Here is a 17,917-nt window from a genome sequence, read left to right as displayed (position 1 = left end):
TCGACGCCCTGTAACAGACCAGCACTCGTGTCGACCAGCCGAAAGTCGATTCCTGCGGTGGTCCGGTTCCGGTCGGTGGTGCTGCGGCCGGGCGATTCACCATCGGTACCTCTCCTCGCGGGTAGGAGTACGGTCGATGACTGCAGGGCTGCTGACTGTAGTGATCGCCAACCTGAGGGTGTAGGAGTGCGACAGTGCCCCCACGTGCAAGGACGATCGTCGACCCACGGTTCGCCGCTGAGTTGCGACGACTTCGTGAGGCGCGCGGCATGTCGCTGCGGCAGCTCGCCGCCACCGTCAACTACGGCAAGAGCCTCGTCCACCAGTTGGAGATCGGGCAGACCAAGCCCACCGTGGACGTGGCGCTCCGGCTCGATGACGCGCTCGCGGCGCAGGGCGCGCTGGCGGGGCTGGTCGTCGATGCCCCCGATGGCGGTGAACGCCTTGCGTACGTGACGGCGCATCCCCGGCGGGTCGATGCTGCCGCTGCGCAAGCGCTCGCCGGCCTGCTCGCTGGTTACCGCCGGCTGGAGGACGCCATCGGATCCGGGCCGATCATGGCACCGGTCCGTGCCCACCTCGACACCGTTACCTGCCTGCTGCGGGACGCCCCGTACGACGTGCGGCCCGGAGTCGTGGACGTGGCCGCGCAGTGGGCACAGTTCGCGGGCTGGCTGAGCATCGCGCGGGGCGAGGACCGTGCGGCCACGGTGTGGCAGGCGAGGGCTCTGCACTGGGCGACCGAGGCCGGCAACAAGGATCTCGTCGCCACCGTGCTGTCCTTCCAGGGCCATCAGGCGGAAGTGCGGCGTGATCTGCGCGCGATGATCGGGCTTTCCCGGGCTGCGCGCCGAGACGAGACCGTGAACGCGGCATTGCGAGCCTACTGCGCAGGGCAGGAGGCCAGAGGTCTTGCCATGGCCGGAGCGGATGCTGCCGATGTGCTCGCCTGCCTGTCCGAGGCGTCGGACGTGTCGGCCCAGGCAGCGGAGGAACCGTTGTCCCCATGGGGCTACTGGTACACGCCGTCGTTCTTTGCCGTCCAGCAGGGCATCGTGTGGCGGTATCTCGGCGCGACCGACAGCCGCGCCAACGACCGGGCACTGGAGTTGCTGACGGTCGGTGTCGAGGGGGTGAACGAGGAGGCGGGCGGCGCCGATTGGCACGGCCGCGACCTGGTGCATCTGGCCATGGCGCAGGCGCAGGCCGGAGACACGACGGCTTCTCGTGAAACTTTGGCGACGGCCGACAGCATCGCGGTTGCCACCGCCTCACGACAACTCACCCGTGAAGTGACGGAGACGGCCCACCGACTCGGCCTGTCCGCGATGCCGTAGCGGACGCGTTCTGACTGCTCAGCCACCCACCGCCGCCCGCACGATGATCGTGGGTGATGGCGACAGGACGGTGTTCCCGATCCACCGCCGCGCCCTCGGTCGACGGAGGTGCGGATGCAGGGCCAAGGCGACGAGCCAGCGATGAGCCGGGGCGAGCAGGTCGAGGCGGCCGAGCGGGAGGCTGCCAAGAAGCGGCTGCTCGCGCAGGCCGAGGCGGAGCGCGTACCGGTGGAGGAGACCACCCGGGCGGTCCCGGACCGGCGGTGGCGGCGTGACCAGCGGTGACGAGCCGATCGGTCGTCGGGTGGCGCGCTGGCGGGTGCGGCGGCGGATGACCCAGCAGATGCTCGCGGACCGGCTCGGCAGGTCCAAGAGCTGGATGGACAAGGTCGAGCGGGGCGTCCGCGCGTTGGACCGGTACCCGGTCATCCAGGAGATCGCCGAGGTGCTGCGGGTCGATCCGCTGGTGCTGCTCGGCGAGGATCGCACGCCGCCGTCGGCGGGCGCCGGCCCGCCGGACGGGGTGGACGGGATACGGGCCGCTCTCGCCCGCTACGACCGCGAGCCCGGCCGCCCGGTGCGGGCAACGGAGATCGAGCGGCATGTGGCGCACGCCTGGCTGACCTACCAGCACGCGCACTACCCCCAGGTGGTGCGGTTGCTGCCGGGGCTGCTCGACGCTGCCCAGGGGGTGCGTGCGGACGCGCCGGGGCTGCTGGTGCAGGCGTATCGGATCACCTCGTCGGTGCTGGTGAAGCTCGGCGAGGCCGACCTGGGTTGGCTGGTCGCCGACCGGGCGGTGGCCGTGGCGGGCGGTGACCCGGTGCTCGCGGGGGTGGCGGCGGTATCGGTCGGGCAGGCATTGCGCTCCCTGGGTCGGGACCGGTTGGCGCTGGCCGCGACGGTCGCCGCCGCGCGCCGCGTCACACCCGGATCGGAGACGGTCCACGGGGCCCTGCTGATCCAGGCCGCTCTGGCTGCCGCCGGATGCGGTGACACCCGCCGGGTCGGGGAGTTGACCGCTCGGGCCGCCGACATCGCCGCCCGGGTCGGGGCCGGCGACGACCCGTACCGGACCAGCTTCGGGCCGGTCGCGGTCGAGTTGGCCCGGGTGGTCGCGGCGGTCGAGTCGGGGGACGCCGGGGAGGCGGTGCACCGGCACGAGCAGGCGATCCGGCGGGAGGGATGGCGGTGGCTGCCGGCCGAGTACCGGGCCGCGTACCTGGTGGACGTTGCGCGGGCGTACCTCCAGATCGGCGACCTGCGCGGGGCCGGACGGGTGCTGGTCGAGGCGGACGGCGTCGCGCCGGCCGAGGTCCGGTGCCGGCCGCTGGCGCGTACGGTGATCGCCGAACTTGCCCGGGGTCACCCGGCGCCGGCCGGCGTGGCGCGCCTGGCGGCGCTGGTCGGCCTGACCCGCTGACCCCACCGGCCGGCACGTTGTGCGGCCGTCGCGGCTCGCGGACGGGTGCTATTGGTTGCCGGAATCGCAGGTCCCACTATTCCATAGATAACGGCGCGCCCCCTCAAGCGGAGAGCGCGGATTCGCGGCGCTGGGATTTGCGCGGGCAATACCGAGGTTTCTGTTCAAGCTGGAGGCGGTTTGTCTGCCGCAGTCGTGTTGTTGACGTTATCGGTCGGTCGAGAAAAGGGCCGAGGGCGTGGGCACCTCCATCTTGTCGAGTCAGTGTCAATTACCTGCCATTCCATTATCTTGTGATCAATGCAAATCACTCGATACGTTTCCCTGGCCCGAATGGAGCACCCAGGACAAGGGGGAACTCTTGAAAACAACCCTACGCTGGTCCGCAGCGGCCAGCCTGGCGCTCGCGCTGGTCGTGACCGCCCCGGCGGCCGCCGAGGCGAAGCCGACCACAGTCGAGAGGAACGGCAACACCACCACCACCGCCCGCACCAGCGACGGTCGTGCGATCACCAACGCGGCGATCGCCAAGGAGGTCGCCGCCTTCTGGACGCCGGAGCGGATGGCGAGCGCCGTCGACCTGGACATCGCGAAGCGCCCAGGCGCCAGCGAGTCGACCAACCGGGCGCCGAAGCCCGACGGACCGGCGGGCACGGTCGCGCCCCTGGCGCCGAGCGTCGCCAGCGGCGACGACGTCAGCATCCAGCTCAACGAATCAGCGGTCGTCGGCAAGGTCTACTTCACCATGCCCGGCGGCGGTACCGCCTCCTGCTCGGCGAGCGCCGTCGCCAGCGGCAAGCGCCGGCTGGTCATGACCGCCGGTCACTGCGTGCACCAGGGCAGCGGCGGGCAGTGGTACAGCAACTGGCAGTTCGTGCCGCGGTACCGCGACGGAGTGCGGCCGTTCGGGACGTTCGTGGCCTACCAGCTCACGGCCCGCACCGCGTGGATCAACAACAGCAGCTACGACGAGGACATGGGCATCGCCATCATGCACAACGGCGGTAACTGGGGCCTGAAGGTCGTCGACACGGTCGGTGGCCACGGTCTGCGCTGGAACTGGGGCTACAACATCTCCCTGATGACCGCCCTCGGCTACCCGTCGAACCTCGGCGGCGGGGAGAGCCAGTACTACTGCCAGAGTGGCACGTGGTACGCCGGCGGCCAGCAGATCCGGATGTGGTGCAACATGACCTACGGCTCCAGCGGCGGCCCTTGGCTTCAGGAATACAACGACCAGAACGGCCTCGGATACGTCAACAGCGTCGTGAGTCACGGCGACAATCCGGGCAACGGACAATTCGACGGCCCGTACTTCGACAATGACATCAAGAGCCTCTACGACTTCGCGGAAGGTCTCTCCCCGGCGTAAAGACACCTGACAGCAGAGCCCCGGCCCGTGGCCGGGGCTCTGCGCGTGTGCTCCGTTCCCGTAGCCGGCGTCGGGGCGCCGCCCTCGGTGGGCATGCGGCGAAGGTGCTGACACTTGCACCGGTCCGAAACGGAGATCAAGATCTGCGGCATGGAGTTCTTCTGCTACCACCGCGACCGGCGTGATTCCCTCGCACTGCGCACCGAGTTGCTGGAGGAGCACTGGTCCTACATGGACCGGTACGCGGCGGAGATGGTCGCCCGAGGCCCGACCTTCGCCCCCGACGGGGAAACGCCGACCGGCAGCGTGCACATCGTCGACCTGCCCGATGCCGCCGCCGCCCGGGCATTCGCCTTCGACGAGCCCAACCACCAGGCCGGTGCGTACCGGGACGTGCTGCTGCGCCGCTGGCACAACACGCTGGGGCGCACCATGTGGGACTTTCCCGGTGGCCGGACCGGTGGCAACCGGTACCTGGTGCTCGGCCTCGGCGCGGGGCAGGCCGCCGACCGGGACGTGCCGCCCGACCGGGACGACCTGATCGCGTACGGGCCGCTGCTGTCCGACGACGGCGCCACCTGGCTGGGCACGGCGGTGCTGATCAGGGCGACGGACCCGGACGAGGCGCGCGCCGTGCTGACCCCGGACCGGTATGCCGAGATCGAGGTGCACGACTGGAGGTTTGGCGGCCGTCCGTCATGATCCACGAGCGGCGGGTACTTGCCACCTGGCACTGCTCGGGCGAGCGGACGAGCTGAGGTTCCGACAGCCATGCGGTTCGAGCTCGACCGGAGCGCGCCGGTGACAGCGTCGCGCCGGCCGAGATTCGATGCCGGCCGAGGTTCGATGCTGGCGGGCGGGGCATCCGGCCAGGACCCTCCCGGGCGTCGCGGCGACATGCACGGCGGCTTCGAAGCCGACCACGGCGACTTGTCGCCATCCCCGGCTATCCTGCGCCCGCGCCCCGGGACGGTCCCGGCGGCGGGTACCGGGTGGCGGGAAAAAGCCACCCCGCTGGGAGGCTCGCGTGGCAACCGAGGAGGCCGGTGTCGAGGCGTGCCGGGTCGCCGCACGGCAGGTGGCGGAGGGGCCGGGCGCGGCGCGCGAGGAAGCCCTGCAGCGGCTGGCCGACCTCGGCGCGACCGACCCGACGCTGCGCCAGGACGTGGCTGACGCGGTCTGCGCCTGGCTGCGGACGCCCGGCGCCGCCGACGGCGGGGACGGCCACGCGCGGCGGGCGGCGCTGCGGGTGCTGTCCGGGCTGTTGCGCCCGGCCGGGGCGGGCGAGGCGACGCCGCCGGGGCTCGCCGTGGACCTGTCCGGGGCGTCCCTGGTGGACGCGGACCTCGGCGGTTGCGAGCTGGCCGGGGCCCGGTTCGCCGACACGCGGTTCCTCGGCACGACCTCGTTCGCCGGCGCCCGGTTCACCGGCGACGCGGACTTCACCCGCGCGCTCTTCCACGGCGAGGCCCGGTTCGACGGGGCGGTGTTCGCCGCCGACGCGGCGTTCGGGCGTGCCCGGTTCCGGGGACGGGCCGGCTTCGACCGGGTGGAGTTCGCCGGCATGGCGTGGTTCGGGCGGGGCGAGGACGAGCTGTGGGAGGACGATCCGGCCTGGGACGCGATCGAGGACGTCCGGCCCGCGCCGTGGGACGAGCCGAACGAGGACGACCCGGGCTGGCCCGTCGCGGTGCTTATGGGGGACTACCAGAGCTGGGAGGAAGGCGGGGACGGGGCACGCTTCGCCGGGACCGCGTCGTTCCGGCAGGCCGGCTTCGCCGGCCCGGCCTGGTTCTGCAAGGCCCGGTTCGGTGGGGAGGCGACGTTCCGGGACGCCCGGTTCGGCGCGGCGGTGCGACTCGACCAGCCCACGGTGGACCTCAGCGGCGCACAGTGGGCCGGCGCGGCCGGTGAGCCGGTGAGCTGGCCCCTCGGCTGGACGTCCCGGCCGGGGCCGGACGGCACGGGCGTGCTCGTGCCGGACGAATCCGTGTCGCCGTACGCGCGGCAGCTCGGCGACGGCGACCCCGCCGTCCGCCACGCCGGGCTGCGCGCCCTCGGCGAGCTGGGCGACGCGCGACCGGAGCTGCGCCAGCGGGTGGTCGACGCCGTCTGCGGATACCTGCGCGCGCCGTTGCCGTTCGACGTGCGCGGCGACCTGGGCCCCGCCGAGGCCGGGGAGTCGGCGCTGCGACGCGACGCGCAGCGGCTGCTCGCCGAGCGGCTGCGCCCGGTGTCCGCCACCCCCGACGGGCCGAGGCACTGGCCGGGCATGAACCTGTCGCTGTGCGGCGCGACGCTGCTCGACCTCGACCTGCACGGCTGCCACGCGGGGTACGCGGACTTCACGGCCGCCCAGTTCCACGGCGCCACCCGGTTCGACGACAGTACGTTCGACGGTGCCGCCTTCCGGCTGGGTGGGTCCGAGGGGCGTGCGTCGTTCCACGGCGAGGCCACGTTCGCCGGGGCGCGGCTGGACCGGTGGCGCGGGGTCCGGGAGGTGCTCGACGGCGTCGTGTTCCATGCCGGCGTCGTCGTCGACCCTGCCGAGGATCGGGCACCGGCGGGACAGAGCTGAGCGGGCGCGGCCGGGATCGATCTGTGCCGGCGGCCCGGGACCGGGGCGGCGCCGCCCCGGTCCCGAGCCCGGGTCGGTCAGGACCAGGGAGCCGTCGGATACCAGGGGATGATCTCGCGGCGGGCGAGGATCCGCACGTCCCAGTAGAGGAACGTGAAGGCGCCGGCCACGATGAACGCGACCGCGGTCAGGGTCGCCAGTCGGGTCGGCCGGGCGCTGAACCACCGTTGCAGGCGGGAACCGGCGAGCCAGGCCAGCAGCAGGAACAGCACCGCCATGATGACGATGTTGCCGATCGACTGGAGGGTGAACGCCGCGGCCCCGTAGAGCGGGTTGCCGCTCTCGGCGGCGTCGCGGAACATCTGCCGGAACAGCGCGAACGGCCGGCCGATGAGGAAGCCGGCGATCAGCGCCCCCATGAAGACCATCGGCACGTTGGGATGCCGCTGGGCGATCCGGGCGAACGGATCCGGCACCACGCCGAGCGCGGCCAGGCCGAGGTAGATCATGATGAGCCCGATCAGGCCGAAGACCACCATCGACTGGATGCTCCGCGGCGACAGGCTGCCGGGGCTGTTGCTGGCGGTGGAGAACTGCGGCATCGACGTTCCGACGAAGCCCACGATCGCGCCGTACGTGGCCGACACCGCGATCATGCCGACCGACATCCAGCCCAGTGGCTTCAGCGGCTGCACGAACCTGCTGAGCCTGCTGCCGGTGGTGCCGGTCAGCGGGGCGAGGGCGCCGAACGCGGCGATGTTGCAGGCGGTGAACGTGCCGGCGATCCCGGAGACGAAGGCGAACAGCACGCCGGCCGCGACGCCCTGGATGGGGGTCTCCTTGGCGTCGTGGCCGAGCAGGGTGTTGGCGACGTTGTCGCCGATGGTCCGGTCGACGAACTCCGCCGACCAGATCACGGTCAGCAGGAAGCCGCCGAGGACGCTGAGCAGGATGATCAGCCCGCGCCGCCGGGGGAAGTGCCCGGTGACGAACGCGGACGTGCCGGTCTGCGCGGTGTCGGGTCGGATCCGGACGGGTACGTCGGGTTGCTGGGGGGACCGCTGGGTCTGCGTCACGTGCGCTCCTCAGGGTGGGGGGTGGAACCCGGGCGCGACCGCCGATGTTGGCGACGCCGCCCGCGACCGGCGTACGGGAGCCACCGGTCGGCCTGGACGCACCCGCCCGACCCCCTCCTACCAGCAACGAATCGTGCGGGATCGATGTCCGCGTCTCATCATGGGGCGCTTCCGGTCCCGGGGGTTCTTCCGCCCTGCGCAATTGCGCTGGGTGATCGACCTGGGCCCCAGAGTGCCCGCGCCGATCCCGCCGGTCGCCCGGCCCGCCCTGGTCAGGGCAGCGGCCACTCGTGGACCGGCCGGTTGCTGTGCATCAGCGTCACGTAGTGCCGCACCACCTCGCGCAGCGCCTCCGGCCGGTCGAGGTGGTCGGTGGACTCCAGCCGGTGCAGGGTCTCCACCTGCCAGCTCGCGCCGTTGCGCCCCGTCAGGCAGCGCTGCTCGATGATGCCGAGCAGCCGGTCGCGCTCGCCCGGGTCCAGGCCCCACCGGTCCAGCCCGTGGTGGGCCAGCGGCAGCAGTCGCCGCAGCACCAGCTCGGTGACGGGGAGGTAGCCCAGGCCGGGCCAGAAGACCTGGGCGTCGATGCCGTGACGGGCGCAGCTGGTGAAGTTCTCCTCGGCGGCGCTGAAGGACATCTGCGACCACAGCGGCCGGTCGGCCTCGGCGAGCGCCCGGACCAGGCCGAAGTAGAAGGCGCCGTTGGCGATGGTGTCGAGGACGGTCGGCCCGGCCGGCAGCACCCGGTTCTCCACCCGCAGGTGCGGGCGACCCTTGAGCACGTCGTAGACGGGCCGGTTCCACCGGTAGACGGTGCCGTTGTGCAGGCGCAGCTCGGCGAGCTTGGGCACGCCGCCGGCGGCGAGGGCCTCGGCCGGGTCCTCCGGGTCGCAGACCGGCAGCAGCGCCGGGAAGTAGCGGACGTTCTCCTCGAACAGGTCGAACACGGTGGTGATCCAGCGTTCCCCGAACCAGACCCGGGGGCGTACGCCCTGCGCCTTGATCTCCTCGGCGCGGGTGTCCGTGGCCTGCTGGAACAGCGGGATGCGGGTCTCCCGCCACAGCTCGCGGCCGAAGAACAGCGGCGCGTTGGCGCCGAGCGCCACCTGGATGCCGGCGATCGCCTGGGCGGCGTTCCAGTAGTCGGCGAACTGGGCGGGGCTGACCTGCAGGTGGAACTGGGTGCTGGTGCAGGCGGCCTCCGGGGTGATCGTGTCGGCGGTGACGGCGAGCCGCTCCACTCCGTTGATCGCGATCCGTAGGTCCTCGCCCCGGGCCGCGAAGATCTGCTCGTTGAGCAGCTCGTAGCGGGGGTTGGCCGACAGTGCCGCCGCGGTCAGGTGCTCCGGGCGCAGCGTCGGCAGGATACCGATCATGACCATGTGGGCGCCGATCGCGCGGGCCTTCTGCTCGGCGGCGTTCAGGCTGGCCCGCACGTGCTCCTCGAACTCGGCGGTGCCGGTGCCGGTCAGCCGGCGGGGTGCCACGTTGATCTCCACGTTGAACTGGCCCAGCTCGGTCTGGAAGCTCGGGTCGGCGACGGCGGCCAGCACGTCGGCGTTGCGCATGGCGGGCATCGAGTCCCCGTCGACCAGGTTGAGTTCGATCTCCAACCCGGTCATCGGCCGGTCGACGTCGAACCGCGACTCGCGCAGCATCTCGGCGAACACGTCGAGGCAACGGCGCACCTTCTCCCGGTAGCGGGCCCGATCCTCGCGACTGAAGGTCCGCACGCCGACTTCCTCGCCCATGGTCACCACCCTGTCACCGCTGGTCCCCTAAACCTCGCACGCCGCGTCGGGGCCGGGGAAGACCTGAGACCTCTTCTCTACCCAGAGGGGCTCCCGGTGATCCCCGTCGCCCGTGCCCCGGTCGCGCCCGGGCGCGACCGGGGCCACCGATAGCATGGCCGGCGGCGAGAGGTGGAGATGCTGATGCGCGAGAAGGTGACCCGGTTGTTCGTGGTGGCGGCGATCGCCGAGGCGATCTCCTGGGCCGCCCTGCTGGCCGGCATGGCGGTGAAGTACGGCCCGCCCGCCAACGAGCTGGGCGTGCAGGTCTTCGGGCCGATCCACGGCGGCCTGTTCATCGCGTACGGCGTGCTGGTGCTCGCGGTGGCCCGCCTGCGCCGGTGGAGTCTGCTGGCCACCGGGGTGGCCCTGGCCTGTGCCGTGCCGCCCTTCGCCACGCTCGCCTTCGAGCGTTGGGCGCGGCGGCGCGGCATGCTCGACGCCGCCCGCGAGCCCGCCCGCGAGGCCGCCCCGGTCGGCTGACCCGCCCGAGCGGGCGGCTACCCGGCGAGGAAGGCGGACAGTTCGGCGGCGAGCTGTTCCGGCGCCTCCTCGGCCATGTGGTGGCCCGACTCGACCGGTGCGGCCCGCACGTCGTCGGCCCACTCCCGCCAGATCGCGGCGGGGTCGCCGTAGAGGTCCACCATGTCGTCCCGGGTGGACCACAGGAAGAGCACCGGGCCGCTGATCCGCCGGCCGGCGGCCCGGTCGGCGTCGTCGGCCGCCCGGTCCGGGCCGAGGCCCGCCCGGTAGTCCTCGCACATGGCGTGCACGGTCGCCGGGTCGTGGATGGCCCGGCGGTAGTCGGCGTACGCCTCCTCGCCCATCTCGGCGGGGGAGCCGCCGTACCAGGCGTCCGGGTCGGCGTTGATCACCTGCTCGGCCGGCTTGTCGAGCTGGCCGAGGAAGAACCAGTGCCACCATCGGGCGGCGAACCGGGCGTCGGCGCGGGCCAGGGCCTCCCCGATCGGCACCCCGTCGAGCACCCCGAGGCGGCTGACCCGGTCGGGGTGGTCCAGCGCGGTGCGCATCGCCACGTAGCAGCCCCGGTCGTGCCCCACCACGGCCGCGCGGTCGTGGCCGAGGGCGTCGAGCAGCGCCACGACGTCGCCCGCCATCGCCCGCTTCGAGTACGGCGCGTGGTCGGGGGTGCTCGGCGGCGTCGACGAGCCGCCGTAGCCGCGCAGGTCCGGGCAGATGACCGTGTGCCGCTCGGCGAGCAGCGGCGCCACCCGGTGCCAGGTGGCGTGGGTGCGGGGATGGCCGTGCAGCAGCACCACCGGCGACCCGGACCCGCCGTGGCGTACGCGCAGGCGTACCGGCCCGAGGTCGATCTCGTCGAGCGTGAATCCGGCGAACATGGCGCCTGCGGTGCCCGGGCGCGCGGGGCGCGAAACGTCAGATCGGCGCCGGCGCGCGAGCCAGGCCGGCGCCGGGGGGCGAGACGTCGGGTCGGCGCCGGGCGCGTGACTCAGGTGAGCGCGGCCCAGGCCAGCAGGGCGGCGACCAGCAGCCCGCCCAGTGCCGCCTGGAGCAGCAGCGGCGGCCCGAGGTGCGACCACAGCGTGGCGGTGCGCGGGGTGAGCAGCTGCCCGGTCGTCAGGTTGACGATCCGCTCGATCTTCGGCGGCAGGTCGGGGTCGCCCTGCCGGCGTAGCGTGAGCTGCACGTGGTCGGCGGGGTGCAGGGCGCTCTGCGGCAGGTGCCCGTGCAGCTCGACCTCGCAGAGCTGCCCGGCGGAGTCGCGCAGCCGCACCGGGGTGACCAGGTATTCCGGGCCCTTCTTCAGGTCCTTGAACCGCCGGCGGGCCGCGCCGGAGCCGGCGGAGAACAGGGACCGGACCACCGCCGCCAGCAGCCCGGCCACCCCGGCCGCCGCGAGCACCGCGACCAGCACCGGCTGGCCGATCCGCACCTCGCGCGGGTAGCCGTCGAGCAGGCGGACGACCCGGCCGGTGACGATCCGGCCGGTGGGGTGGACGATCCGCCGGATATGGAGGTCGCTGTCCATGGTCACCACCCAGAGTCCGGTTGCGTTCACCGATGGTATCGGCCATCCGGCCTGAACGACGTGAATGAATCCTGGTCACGCGCTCACGGCGGCCAGGTGACAACCGGACCGGCGCGGGTAAGCGGGGGGCCGAGCTGGAAAGGGGTCGAGCATGCAGCTGTCCTTCCTGCGCCCGCTCTACGACCGGCCGGGGCCGTGGGTCTCGGTGTACCTGGACGCCTCCGCCAACACCCATGACGCCCACCCGGCGCTCGATCTGCGGTGGCGGGGCCTGCGCAACCAACTCCAGGAACAGCGCGCCGACGTGGACACGATCGACGCGGTCGAACGGGTCGTCCGCGGGCACGACCCGATGCCGGGGGACTACGGCCTGGCGATCTTCGGCACCCGGGGCCGGGTGGTGCTGTCGGAGTACCTCTCCGCCCCGCCGCTGCGGGACCTCGCCGCTTTCACCCCCCTGCCGCACGTGATGCCGCTGCTGGCGCAGCGCGGCGAGCAGGTGGCGTGGGTGCGGGTGCTGGCCGACCGGACCGGGGCCGACGCCATGGCGATCAGCGCCGGCGGCGTGCCGCGCCGCGCCCACGTGACCGGCCGGGAGGACTTCCAGTTGCGCCGGGTGAAGCCCGGCGGCTGGTCCCAGTCGCGGTACCAGCGCGCCGCCATGGAGGCCTGGCACCACAACGCCGGCGACGTCACCGCGGCGACGGTGGAGCTGGCCGAGAAGGTCGGCGCGGACGTGGTGGTGGTCGCCGGCGACGTGCGGGCCACCGGCGTGATCGCCGCCCAGATGCCGCAACGCTGGCAGGACGTCGTGGTCCGCACCGACGCCGGCTCCCGGGCCGGCGGCGCCGACCAGACGCTCCTGGACGACCTCACCGTGCAGACCATCGCCGAGGTGGCCGACCAGCGGATCACCGCCGCGCTGGACCGGTTCGGCATGCAGGAGGACGTCGGCGCCGGGCTGGAAGCGGTGGTCTCCGCGCTGCAACGCAACCAGGTCGACACCATGCTCATCGTTGACGACCCGTCGGCGACCGGGGAGTTGTGGATCGGGCCCGACCCGACGGCGATCGCCACCGACCCGCGGCAGCTCGCCGACATGTCGGTGCGCGACCCGGAGAAGGTCCGTGCCGACGCCGCGCTCGTGCGCGCCCTGGTCGGCACCGAGGCCGAGCTGACCGTGCTCGGCCCCGACGAGGCGCCGGAGCTGGCCGACGGCGTCGGGGCGGTGCTGCGGTACGTCGACGCCGCCACACCGGGGCGTGGCAGTGCCTGAGCGGACGGTGGCCGACCTGGTGGTCGAGCGGCTCCGTGCCTGGCGGGTGCCGCGGGTCTTCGGCTATCCCGGGGAGGCCATCGCCCCCGTGGTCGAGGCGCTCGACGCCTCGGGCGGGGACCCGGCGTTCGTCCCCGCCCGGCACGAGGAGACCGCCTCCTACATGGCCACCGGGCACGCCAAGTTCACCGGCGGGATCGGGGTTTGCCTGGCCACCCAGGGGCCGAGCGCCGTTCAGCTGCTCAACGGGCTCTACGACGCCAAGCTGGACAGCAAGCCGGTGGTGGCCATCGTCGGCGAGGACGTCTCCGGCCCGCTCGGCGGCGCCCACCAGGAGATCGGGTTGAGCCGGCTGTTCGGCGACGTGTGCAACCAGTTCGTCCGGTACGGCCGCACCCCCGCCGGGGTGCCGGCCCTGCTCGACCAGGCGTTCCGCACCGCCGCGGCCACCCGCAGCCCGGTCTGCGTGGTGCTGCCGCGCCAGTTGCAGGAGACCGCCGTGCCCGACCTGCAACCCCAGGCGGCAGGCGTGTTCGCGGCGATGCCCGGGGAACCACTGGCCCGGGTGCTGCCGCACGACGTCGACCTGGAGGCGGCCGCCCAACTGCTCGCCAACGGCAAGCGCACCGCCATCCTGGTCGGGCAGGGTGCCCGGGGCGCGGCGGAGGACATCGTCGCCCTCGCCGACCGGCTCGGCGCCGGGGTGGCGGCCTCGCTGCTCGGCAAGCCGGTGCTCGACGAGCGGCTGTCCTTCCACGCGGGCGTGCTCGGCGAGGTCGGCACCCCGGCCGCCGCCGAGCTGATGGGCGGCTGCGACACCCTGCTGCTGGTCGGCACGAACGACCCGTGGACTGACTACTTCCCGATGCCGGGGCAGGCCCGCACCGTGCAGATCGACATCGACGGGCGCCGGATCGGCACCCGCTACCCGGTGGACGTGCCGCTGGTGGGGGACGCCGCGGAGACGCTGCGGGCGCTGCTGGCCAGGGTGCCGGAGCGGCCCAACGCCCGCTGGCGGGAGACCGTGGAGGGCTCGGTCGACCGCTGGCGGGCCGAGCGCGCCGACCGGGCCGCCGCCCCCGCCGAGCCGGTGAACCCGCAGCTCGTGGTGCAGGAACTCGCCAGCCGGTTGCCCCGGCGCGGGGCGGTCGCGGTGGACGTCGGCTCGGTCATCTACTGGTACGCCCGGCACCTGGAACTGCCCCCCGGGGTGAACGCCCAGCTCTGCGGCACCCTCGGCTCGATGGGCTGCGCCCTGCCGTACGCGGTGGCGGCCAAGCTCGCCGCTCCGGACGAGCCGGTGATCGCCCTGCTCGGCGACGGCGCCATGCAGCTCAACGGGCTGGCGGAGCTGATCACCGTGGCGCACCACTGGCGGGAGTGGCGCGATCCCCGGCTGGTCGTGCTGGTGCTCAACAACCGGGACCAGTCCGGCATGGGCGGCGGCCGCCCGCCGTCCACCGACCCGACGCGCCGCCGCCCCGACGTCCCGTACGCCGGCTGGGCCCGCCTGCTCGGGCTGCACGGGGTGCGGGTCGACCGGCCGGAGCTGGTGGGGGCGGCCTGGGACGAGGCGCTCGCCGCCGACCGCCCGTGCGTGGTGGAGGCGGTGGTCGACCCGGCGGTACGTTTGGCGCCCCCCGAGCCCGCGTTCGCGGACCTGCGCGGCGTCTTCGCCGATGGCGACGCCGCCCGGCGGGTCCGCGACCGGATGCTGACCACCGGGGTGGCCGTGGAGGCCGAAGACCTCGTTTAGCCGCCCGGCGGGCGGGCACTGAGGACCGGCAGTCAGACGCGGGAGGTCGCCTTGTCCGAGCCCACCGATCGCCGGTACGGGCCCGCGCGTCTGCCGGAGCCCCGCGGACCGGTCTCGGCGGCGGTGCTGGACGCGCTGCGGCAGGAGCCGCACGACCTGCCGGCCGGGCTCGGTGCTCGGCTCGACCCGGTCGACCCGCTCACCGACGAGGACCTCCAGCTCACCCTCTTCTGCTGCTACGAGCTGCACTACCGGGGCTGGCGGGGCGTCGACGACGACTGGGAGTGGCAGCCGTCCCTGCTCGCACTGCGCGCGTACGCCGAACGGGTCTTCGAGGCGGCGGTGCGGGCGCTCGTGGGGCCGCTGCCGGCGGTGCTGCCCGGCGGCGTGCCGGCGGCCCTCGCCGACATGGTCGCCGCGGACGCCGGGCCGTCGCTCGCCGGGCACCTCCAGCGCCGGGCGTCGCTGGCGCAGTTCCGGGAGTTCGTCACCCACCGCTCGATCTACCACCTGCGGGAGGCGGACCCGCACAGCTGGGCCCTGCCGCGCCTCGGCGGACCGGCGAAGGCCGCCCTGGTGGAGATCCAGACGGACGAGTACGGCAACGGGCGGCTGGACCGGATGCACGCCGAGCTGTTCCGGGTGACCCTGGACCGCCTGGGGCTGGACACCGGATACGCCGCCCACCTGGACGCGGTGCCGGCGGTCACCCTGGCCACCAACAACCTGATGTCGCTGTTCGGGTTGCACCGACGGCTGCGCGGGGCGCTGCTGGGGCACCTCGCCGCGTACGAGATGACCTCGTCGCTGCCGAACCGCCGGTACGGCAACGGGCTGCGCCGGCTCGGCCTGGACGAGGCGGCCACCCGCTTCTACGACGAGCACGTGGAAGCCGACGCGGTGCACGAGCAGATCGCCGCGCACGACCTGTGCGGCGGCCTGGTCCGGGTGGAGCCGGGCCTCGCCCCCGACGTGCTCCTCGGCGCCGCCGCCGCGCTGGCGGTGGACCGACTCTTCGCCGCGCACCTGCTCGACGCCTGGGCCGCCGGCCGCACCTCGCTGCGCCCGACCCCCGGCCCGCCCCGGGTCACGCTTCGGGAGTCCCCGCGGGCCGGCGGGATGGCCGCGCCGGTCACCGCCGTGGCCTGACCCGCGCGGCCCGCCCTCCGCGTCTCCCCGATCCACCGCTCGTCGATCTTGCACTTCGGCCCCCGTCACGGGTTGTTCATCCCCGATTCGTCGGGGCACCAAATGCAAGATCGCGGGGTGGGGGCGGGGTCAGGTTTGGCGGTCGGTGCCGGCGCGGAAGCCGATCGCCTTGTGCGTGCCGTCGCAGAAGGGCTTGAGCGCGGACTTGCCGCACCGGCACAGCGCCACCGTGCCCCGCCGCGCGTCGATGGTCTCGCCGTCCGGGGTGAGCAGGACGAAGTCGCCCCGGACCAGCAGCGGGCCGTCCTGGTACGGGGTGATGGTGGCCGCCGCGGCGGGCGTGTCGTCGTCTGCGCGCATGGGCGCTCATGTGCCCGCCGTCCCGGCGCCGAAACCCCTGGTCACGGCTCGGGTGCTGGGCTCGGCGGCAACCGCCCGGATCTTCTGATTACTCCCGCCCGGTGGGGGATGCCCCGTTTGAACCCCATCGGGACGGGAAGCCGGGCCGCGTGGTGAGCGAACGAGGCAAGGTGGGGCCGGTGCACAAGGTGCGCAAGGGGCTCACGGCCGACGGTGCCGGACTGGCGGGCGACCGGGTGGTGGCCGCCGGCAGCGCGGCCCGGGTCCTGGTGGCCGCCACCGCGCGGGCGCTGCGCGGCACCGACTGCGCCGACCTGGGACACCCCGGACACCCCGGCCCGCTGTCGCGGTTCACCGGCGCGCCCGAGCCGGTCCGGCGGGCGGCGGTGGTCCGGGCCGCCGGCCGGGTGGCGCTCACCCCCGGCCAGACGGCCGAGGTCGACGCCGAGCGGATCGCCCGCTGGTTCGCCGACCAGTACCCCCGCCGCCGCTACCCGGGCGCCCTGCTCGGCTCCCCGCACGGGGCCGCCGCGCACCTGGCGATGGCGCTCGGCGTGCCCTGGCTGCCCGCCGGGTTCGAGATGAGCGTGCACTGGGCCCAGGGCGCCGTGGACAGGCCGCAGGCCGCCCTCGACCACGGAGCGGCGCTGACGGCCCGCCTGCTCGCCGACAACCCCGACCTGCACGTACGCCAGGTGCACTGCCCCGCCAGCCGGGGCGCGCTGGCCGGCGCCACGGTGTCGCTCGGGGCCCGGTGGCGGTCCCTGCCGGCCGCGTACGCGCGGTTCCTGGCCGACCTGCTGGAGCCGGGCGCACCGGTGCTGCTGCTGCGCGACGTCCGCACCTGGCCGGTGTTCGACTCCGCGCCCGGCCACAGCTTCCAGGTCGGCTGCCCGGGCAGCGGCCTGGACCCGGTGGACTTCCACCCGGACAGCCACGCCCTGCGCCAGGTGCTCCGCTCCGCCGGCGGGGACGGCGCGCACTGGCAGCCGCCGGAGGTCTGCGCGCCACCCGCCCCGGCCGAACACGGCGTGGAGTCCGGTTTCGAGGACAGTGCCCGGGAGTGGACCGCCCGGCACCGGCATCCGCTGCACCGCGTGCTCGTCCCGCGGCCGGGCGCGCTGAGCGCCGCGACCGCCGACCTGTACCGGCGCTGGCTGCGCGCGGCCGGCAAGACCGGCAACCGGCTGGTGGTGGAGTGCGGCCGGCTGCTCGACCCGTGGCAGGTGGTGCGGGCCGGGATGGTGCCGTACTGGTGCGAGAACGCCACCCGGCGCAGCGTGGAGGGGGTGGAGTGGTGGCTCGCCGGCAGCGAGCCGTTCAGCTCGGTGGACGTCCTGCCCGAGCCGCCCGGCCTGCGGTCGCCGGCGCTGGCCGGGTTGCCGCAGTGGCTGGCCGTCGCCGGCTTCGGCCGCCGCCGGCGGGCGCTGGACCGCACCTCGGCGCGCGGCTACCCGGTCACCTCCGTGCCCACCCGCCGGGCCACCGAGGTGCTGCGGGCCCAGCCGTACGACCTGCCGACGCCGCCGCCGATGACCGTCGCCGAGGCACTCGCGGCACTGCGGGACAGCGGCGCCCACCAGGGGTTGCTGATCTGTTGAACCAGCCCTGTCGAAACATCCTCGCGAAACCGGGGTCCCGTGATTGAGTACCTACGGAGCGGGAACACCGCTGGCTGCGACGGCCTGATCACGCCGTCCGGCGCGGCGTCGTCGCCCGCTGGCATCCCAGTCATGTGACCCACTTCCGGCCCGGTGCGTGGTGCGACCACGCGCGCGCACGACCGGTT

At 73.8% G+C, this 17,917-nt stretch carries 16 protein-coding genes; 11 read left to right on the top strand and 5 right to left on the bottom strand.

From position 1 onward, the window contains the following. Positions 1 to 194 precede the first annotated feature (194 nt). From ACZ6Q9_RS03315 to ACZ6Q9_RS03290, 6 genes are all read left to right on the top strand, one after another. The gene (locus tag ACZ6Q9_RS03315; RefSeq protein ID WP_393448934.1) at positions 195 to 1,337 is read left to right on the top strand and encodes a helix-turn-helix domain-containing protein; all 1,143 of its coding nucleotides are present in this window, start codon (positions 195 to 197) and stop codon (positions 1,335 to 1,337) included. 114 nt (positions 1,338 to 1,451) lie between these two features. Continuing rightward, positions 1,452 to 1,622, top strand: a complete 171-nt coding sequence (locus ACZ6Q9_RS03310; RefSeq protein ID WP_393296584.1) for a hypothetical protein — start codon at positions 1,452 to 1,454, stop codon at positions 1,620 to 1,622. Further along, positions 1,609 to 2,760, top strand: coding sequence for a helix-turn-helix domain-containing protein (locus tag ACZ6Q9_RS03305; RefSeq protein ID WP_393448937.1), 1,152 nt, complete (start codon positions 1,609 to 1,611; stop codon positions 2,758 to 2,760). Before ACZ6Q9_RS03310 ends, ACZ6Q9_RS03305 begins: the two co-directional genes overlap by 14 nt. A 361-nt stretch (positions 2,761 to 3,121) precedes the next feature. Next, positions 3,122 to 4,132: a trypsin-like serine peptidase gene (locus ACZ6Q9_RS03300; protein WP_393448940.1), complete on the top strand. Its 1,011-nt coding sequence runs from the start codon at positions 3,122 to 3,124 to the stop codon at positions 4,130 to 4,132. 150 nt (positions 4,133 to 4,282) lie between these two features. Further along, positions 4,283 to 4,834, top strand: coding sequence for a YciI family protein (locus ACZ6Q9_RS03295; RefSeq protein WP_393269973.1), 552 nt, complete (start codon positions 4,283 to 4,285; stop codon positions 4,832 to 4,834). 325 nt (positions 4,835 to 5,159) lie between these two features. After that, the gene (locus tag ACZ6Q9_RS03290; RefSeq protein WP_393448943.1) at positions 5,160 to 6,710 is read left to right on the top strand and encodes a pentapeptide repeat-containing protein; all 1,551 of its coding nucleotides are present in this window, start codon (positions 5,160 to 5,162) and stop codon (positions 6,708 to 6,710) included. Positions 6,711 to 6,787: 77 nt separating this feature from the next. Here the strand turns inward: ACZ6Q9_RS03290 and ACZ6Q9_RS03285 are convergent, their stop codons facing one another. Beyond that, a complete protein-coding gene (locus ACZ6Q9_RS03285; protein ID WP_393448946.1) occupies positions 6,788 to 7,786 on the bottom strand; it encodes a hypothetical protein in 999 nt (332 codons plus the stop codon). Between the two features lie 272 nt (positions 7,787 to 8,058). Then, complete coding sequence (locus ACZ6Q9_RS03280; RefSeq protein ID WP_393269888.1) at positions 8,059 to 9,537, bottom strand: glutamate-cysteine ligase family protein; 1,479 nt, start codon at positions 9,535 to 9,537, stop codon at positions 8,059 to 8,061. A 183-nt stretch (positions 9,538 to 9,720) separates the two neighbouring features. Here ACZ6Q9_RS03280 and ACZ6Q9_RS03275 point away from each other — a divergent pair, with 183 nt between their 5' ends. Further along, positions 9,721 to 10,059 (top strand): DUF3817 domain-containing protein, encoded by a 339-nt coding sequence (locus ACZ6Q9_RS03275; RefSeq protein WP_393269890.1) that lies wholly within the window; start codon positions 9,721 to 9,723, stop codon positions 10,057 to 10,059. 17 nt (positions 10,060 to 10,076) lie between these two features. Here ACZ6Q9_RS03275 and ACZ6Q9_RS03270 read toward each other — a convergent pair whose 3' ends face one another. Further along, a complete protein-coding gene (locus ACZ6Q9_RS03270; protein WP_393448949.1) occupies positions 10,077 to 10,937 on the bottom strand; it encodes an alpha/beta fold hydrolase in 861 nt (286 codons plus the stop codon). 110 nt (positions 10,938 to 11,047) lie between these two features. After that, on the bottom strand, positions 11,048 to 11,596 hold the full coding sequence (locus ACZ6Q9_RS03265) for a hypothetical protein (RefSeq protein WP_393269978.1): 549 nt from the start codon (positions 11,594 to 11,596) through the stop codon (positions 11,048 to 11,050). A 142-nt stretch (positions 11,597 to 11,738) separates the two neighbouring features. On the opposite strand from ACZ6Q9_RS03265, the gene ACZ6Q9_RS03260 reads away from it, so the two are divergent. Genes ACZ6Q9_RS03260 through ACZ6Q9_RS03250 form a run of 3 tightly spaced genes read left to right on the top strand, consistent with a single transcriptional unit; the run spans position 11,739 to position 15,768 of the window. Beyond that, positions 11,739 to 12,863, top strand: coding sequence for a baeRF2 domain-containing protein (locus ACZ6Q9_RS03260; protein ID WP_393269896.1), 1,125 nt, complete (start codon positions 11,739 to 11,741; stop codon positions 12,861 to 12,863). Further along, a complete protein-coding gene (locus ACZ6Q9_RS03255; protein WP_393269898.1) occupies positions 12,856 to 14,619 on the top strand; it encodes a thiamine pyrophosphate-binding protein in 1,764 nt (587 codons plus the stop codon). Before ACZ6Q9_RS03260 ends, ACZ6Q9_RS03255 begins: the two co-directional genes overlap by 8 nt. A gap of 51 nt (positions 14,620 to 14,670) precedes the next feature. Further along, positions 14,671 to 15,768, top strand: coding sequence for an iron-containing redox enzyme family protein (locus ACZ6Q9_RS03250; protein WP_396826571.1), 1,098 nt, complete (start codon positions 14,671 to 14,673; stop codon positions 15,766 to 15,768). Between the two features lie 129 nt (positions 15,769 to 15,897). Here the strand turns inward: ACZ6Q9_RS03250 and ACZ6Q9_RS03245 are convergent, their stop codons facing one another. Next, entirely contained in the window at positions 15,898 to 16,128 is a 231-nt protein-coding gene (locus ACZ6Q9_RS03245; protein WP_396826573.1) for a CDGSH iron-sulfur domain-containing protein, read from the bottom strand. Positions 16,129 to 16,307: 179 nt separating this feature from the next. Here ACZ6Q9_RS03245 and ACZ6Q9_RS03240 point away from each other — a divergent pair, with 179 nt between their 5' ends. Next, positions 16,308 to 17,729 (top strand): hypothetical protein, encoded by a 1,422-nt coding sequence (locus tag ACZ6Q9_RS03240; RefSeq protein WP_396826575.1) that lies wholly within the window; start codon positions 16,308 to 16,310, stop codon positions 17,727 to 17,729. Positions 17,730 to 17,917: the final 188 nt, after the last annotated feature.

The organism is Micromonospora sp. NPDC049139 (genome assembly GCF_055586845.1).
Note: the sequence above shows the minus strand (reverse complement) of the source record. Positions and strands in the feature narration are given on the sequence as shown.

Excerpts from the sequence above, each read along its gene's own strand:
- ACZ6Q9_RS03295 (WP_393269973.1), top strand. The coding sequence starts at position 4,283 with ATGGAGTTCTTCTGCTACCACCGCGACCGGCGTGATTCCCTCGCACTG.
- ACZ6Q9_RS03310 (WP_393296584.1), top strand. The coding sequence starts at position 1,452 with ATGCAGGGCCAAGGCGACGAGCCAGCGATGAGCCGGGGCGAGCAGGTC.
- ACZ6Q9_RS03280 (WP_393269888.1), bottom strand. The coding sequence starts at position 9,537 with ATGGGCGAGGAAGTCGGCGTGCGGACCTTCAGTCGCGAGGATCGGGCC.
- ACZ6Q9_RS03275 (WP_393269890.1), top strand. The coding sequence starts at position 9,721 with ATGCGCGAGAAGGTGACCCGGTTGTTCGTGGTGGCGGCGATCGCCGAG.
- ACZ6Q9_RS03245 (WP_396826573.1), bottom strand. The coding sequence starts at position 16,128 with ATGCGCGCAGACGACGACACGCCCGCCGCGGCGGCCACCATCACCCCG.
- ACZ6Q9_RS03270 (WP_393448949.1), bottom strand. The coding sequence starts at position 10,937 with ATGTTCGCCGGATTCACGCTCGACGAGATCGACCTCGGGCCGGTACGC.
- ACZ6Q9_RS03260 (WP_393269896.1), top strand. The coding sequence starts at position 11,739 with ATGCAGCTGTCCTTCCTGCGCCCGCTCTACGACCGGCCGGGGCCGTGG.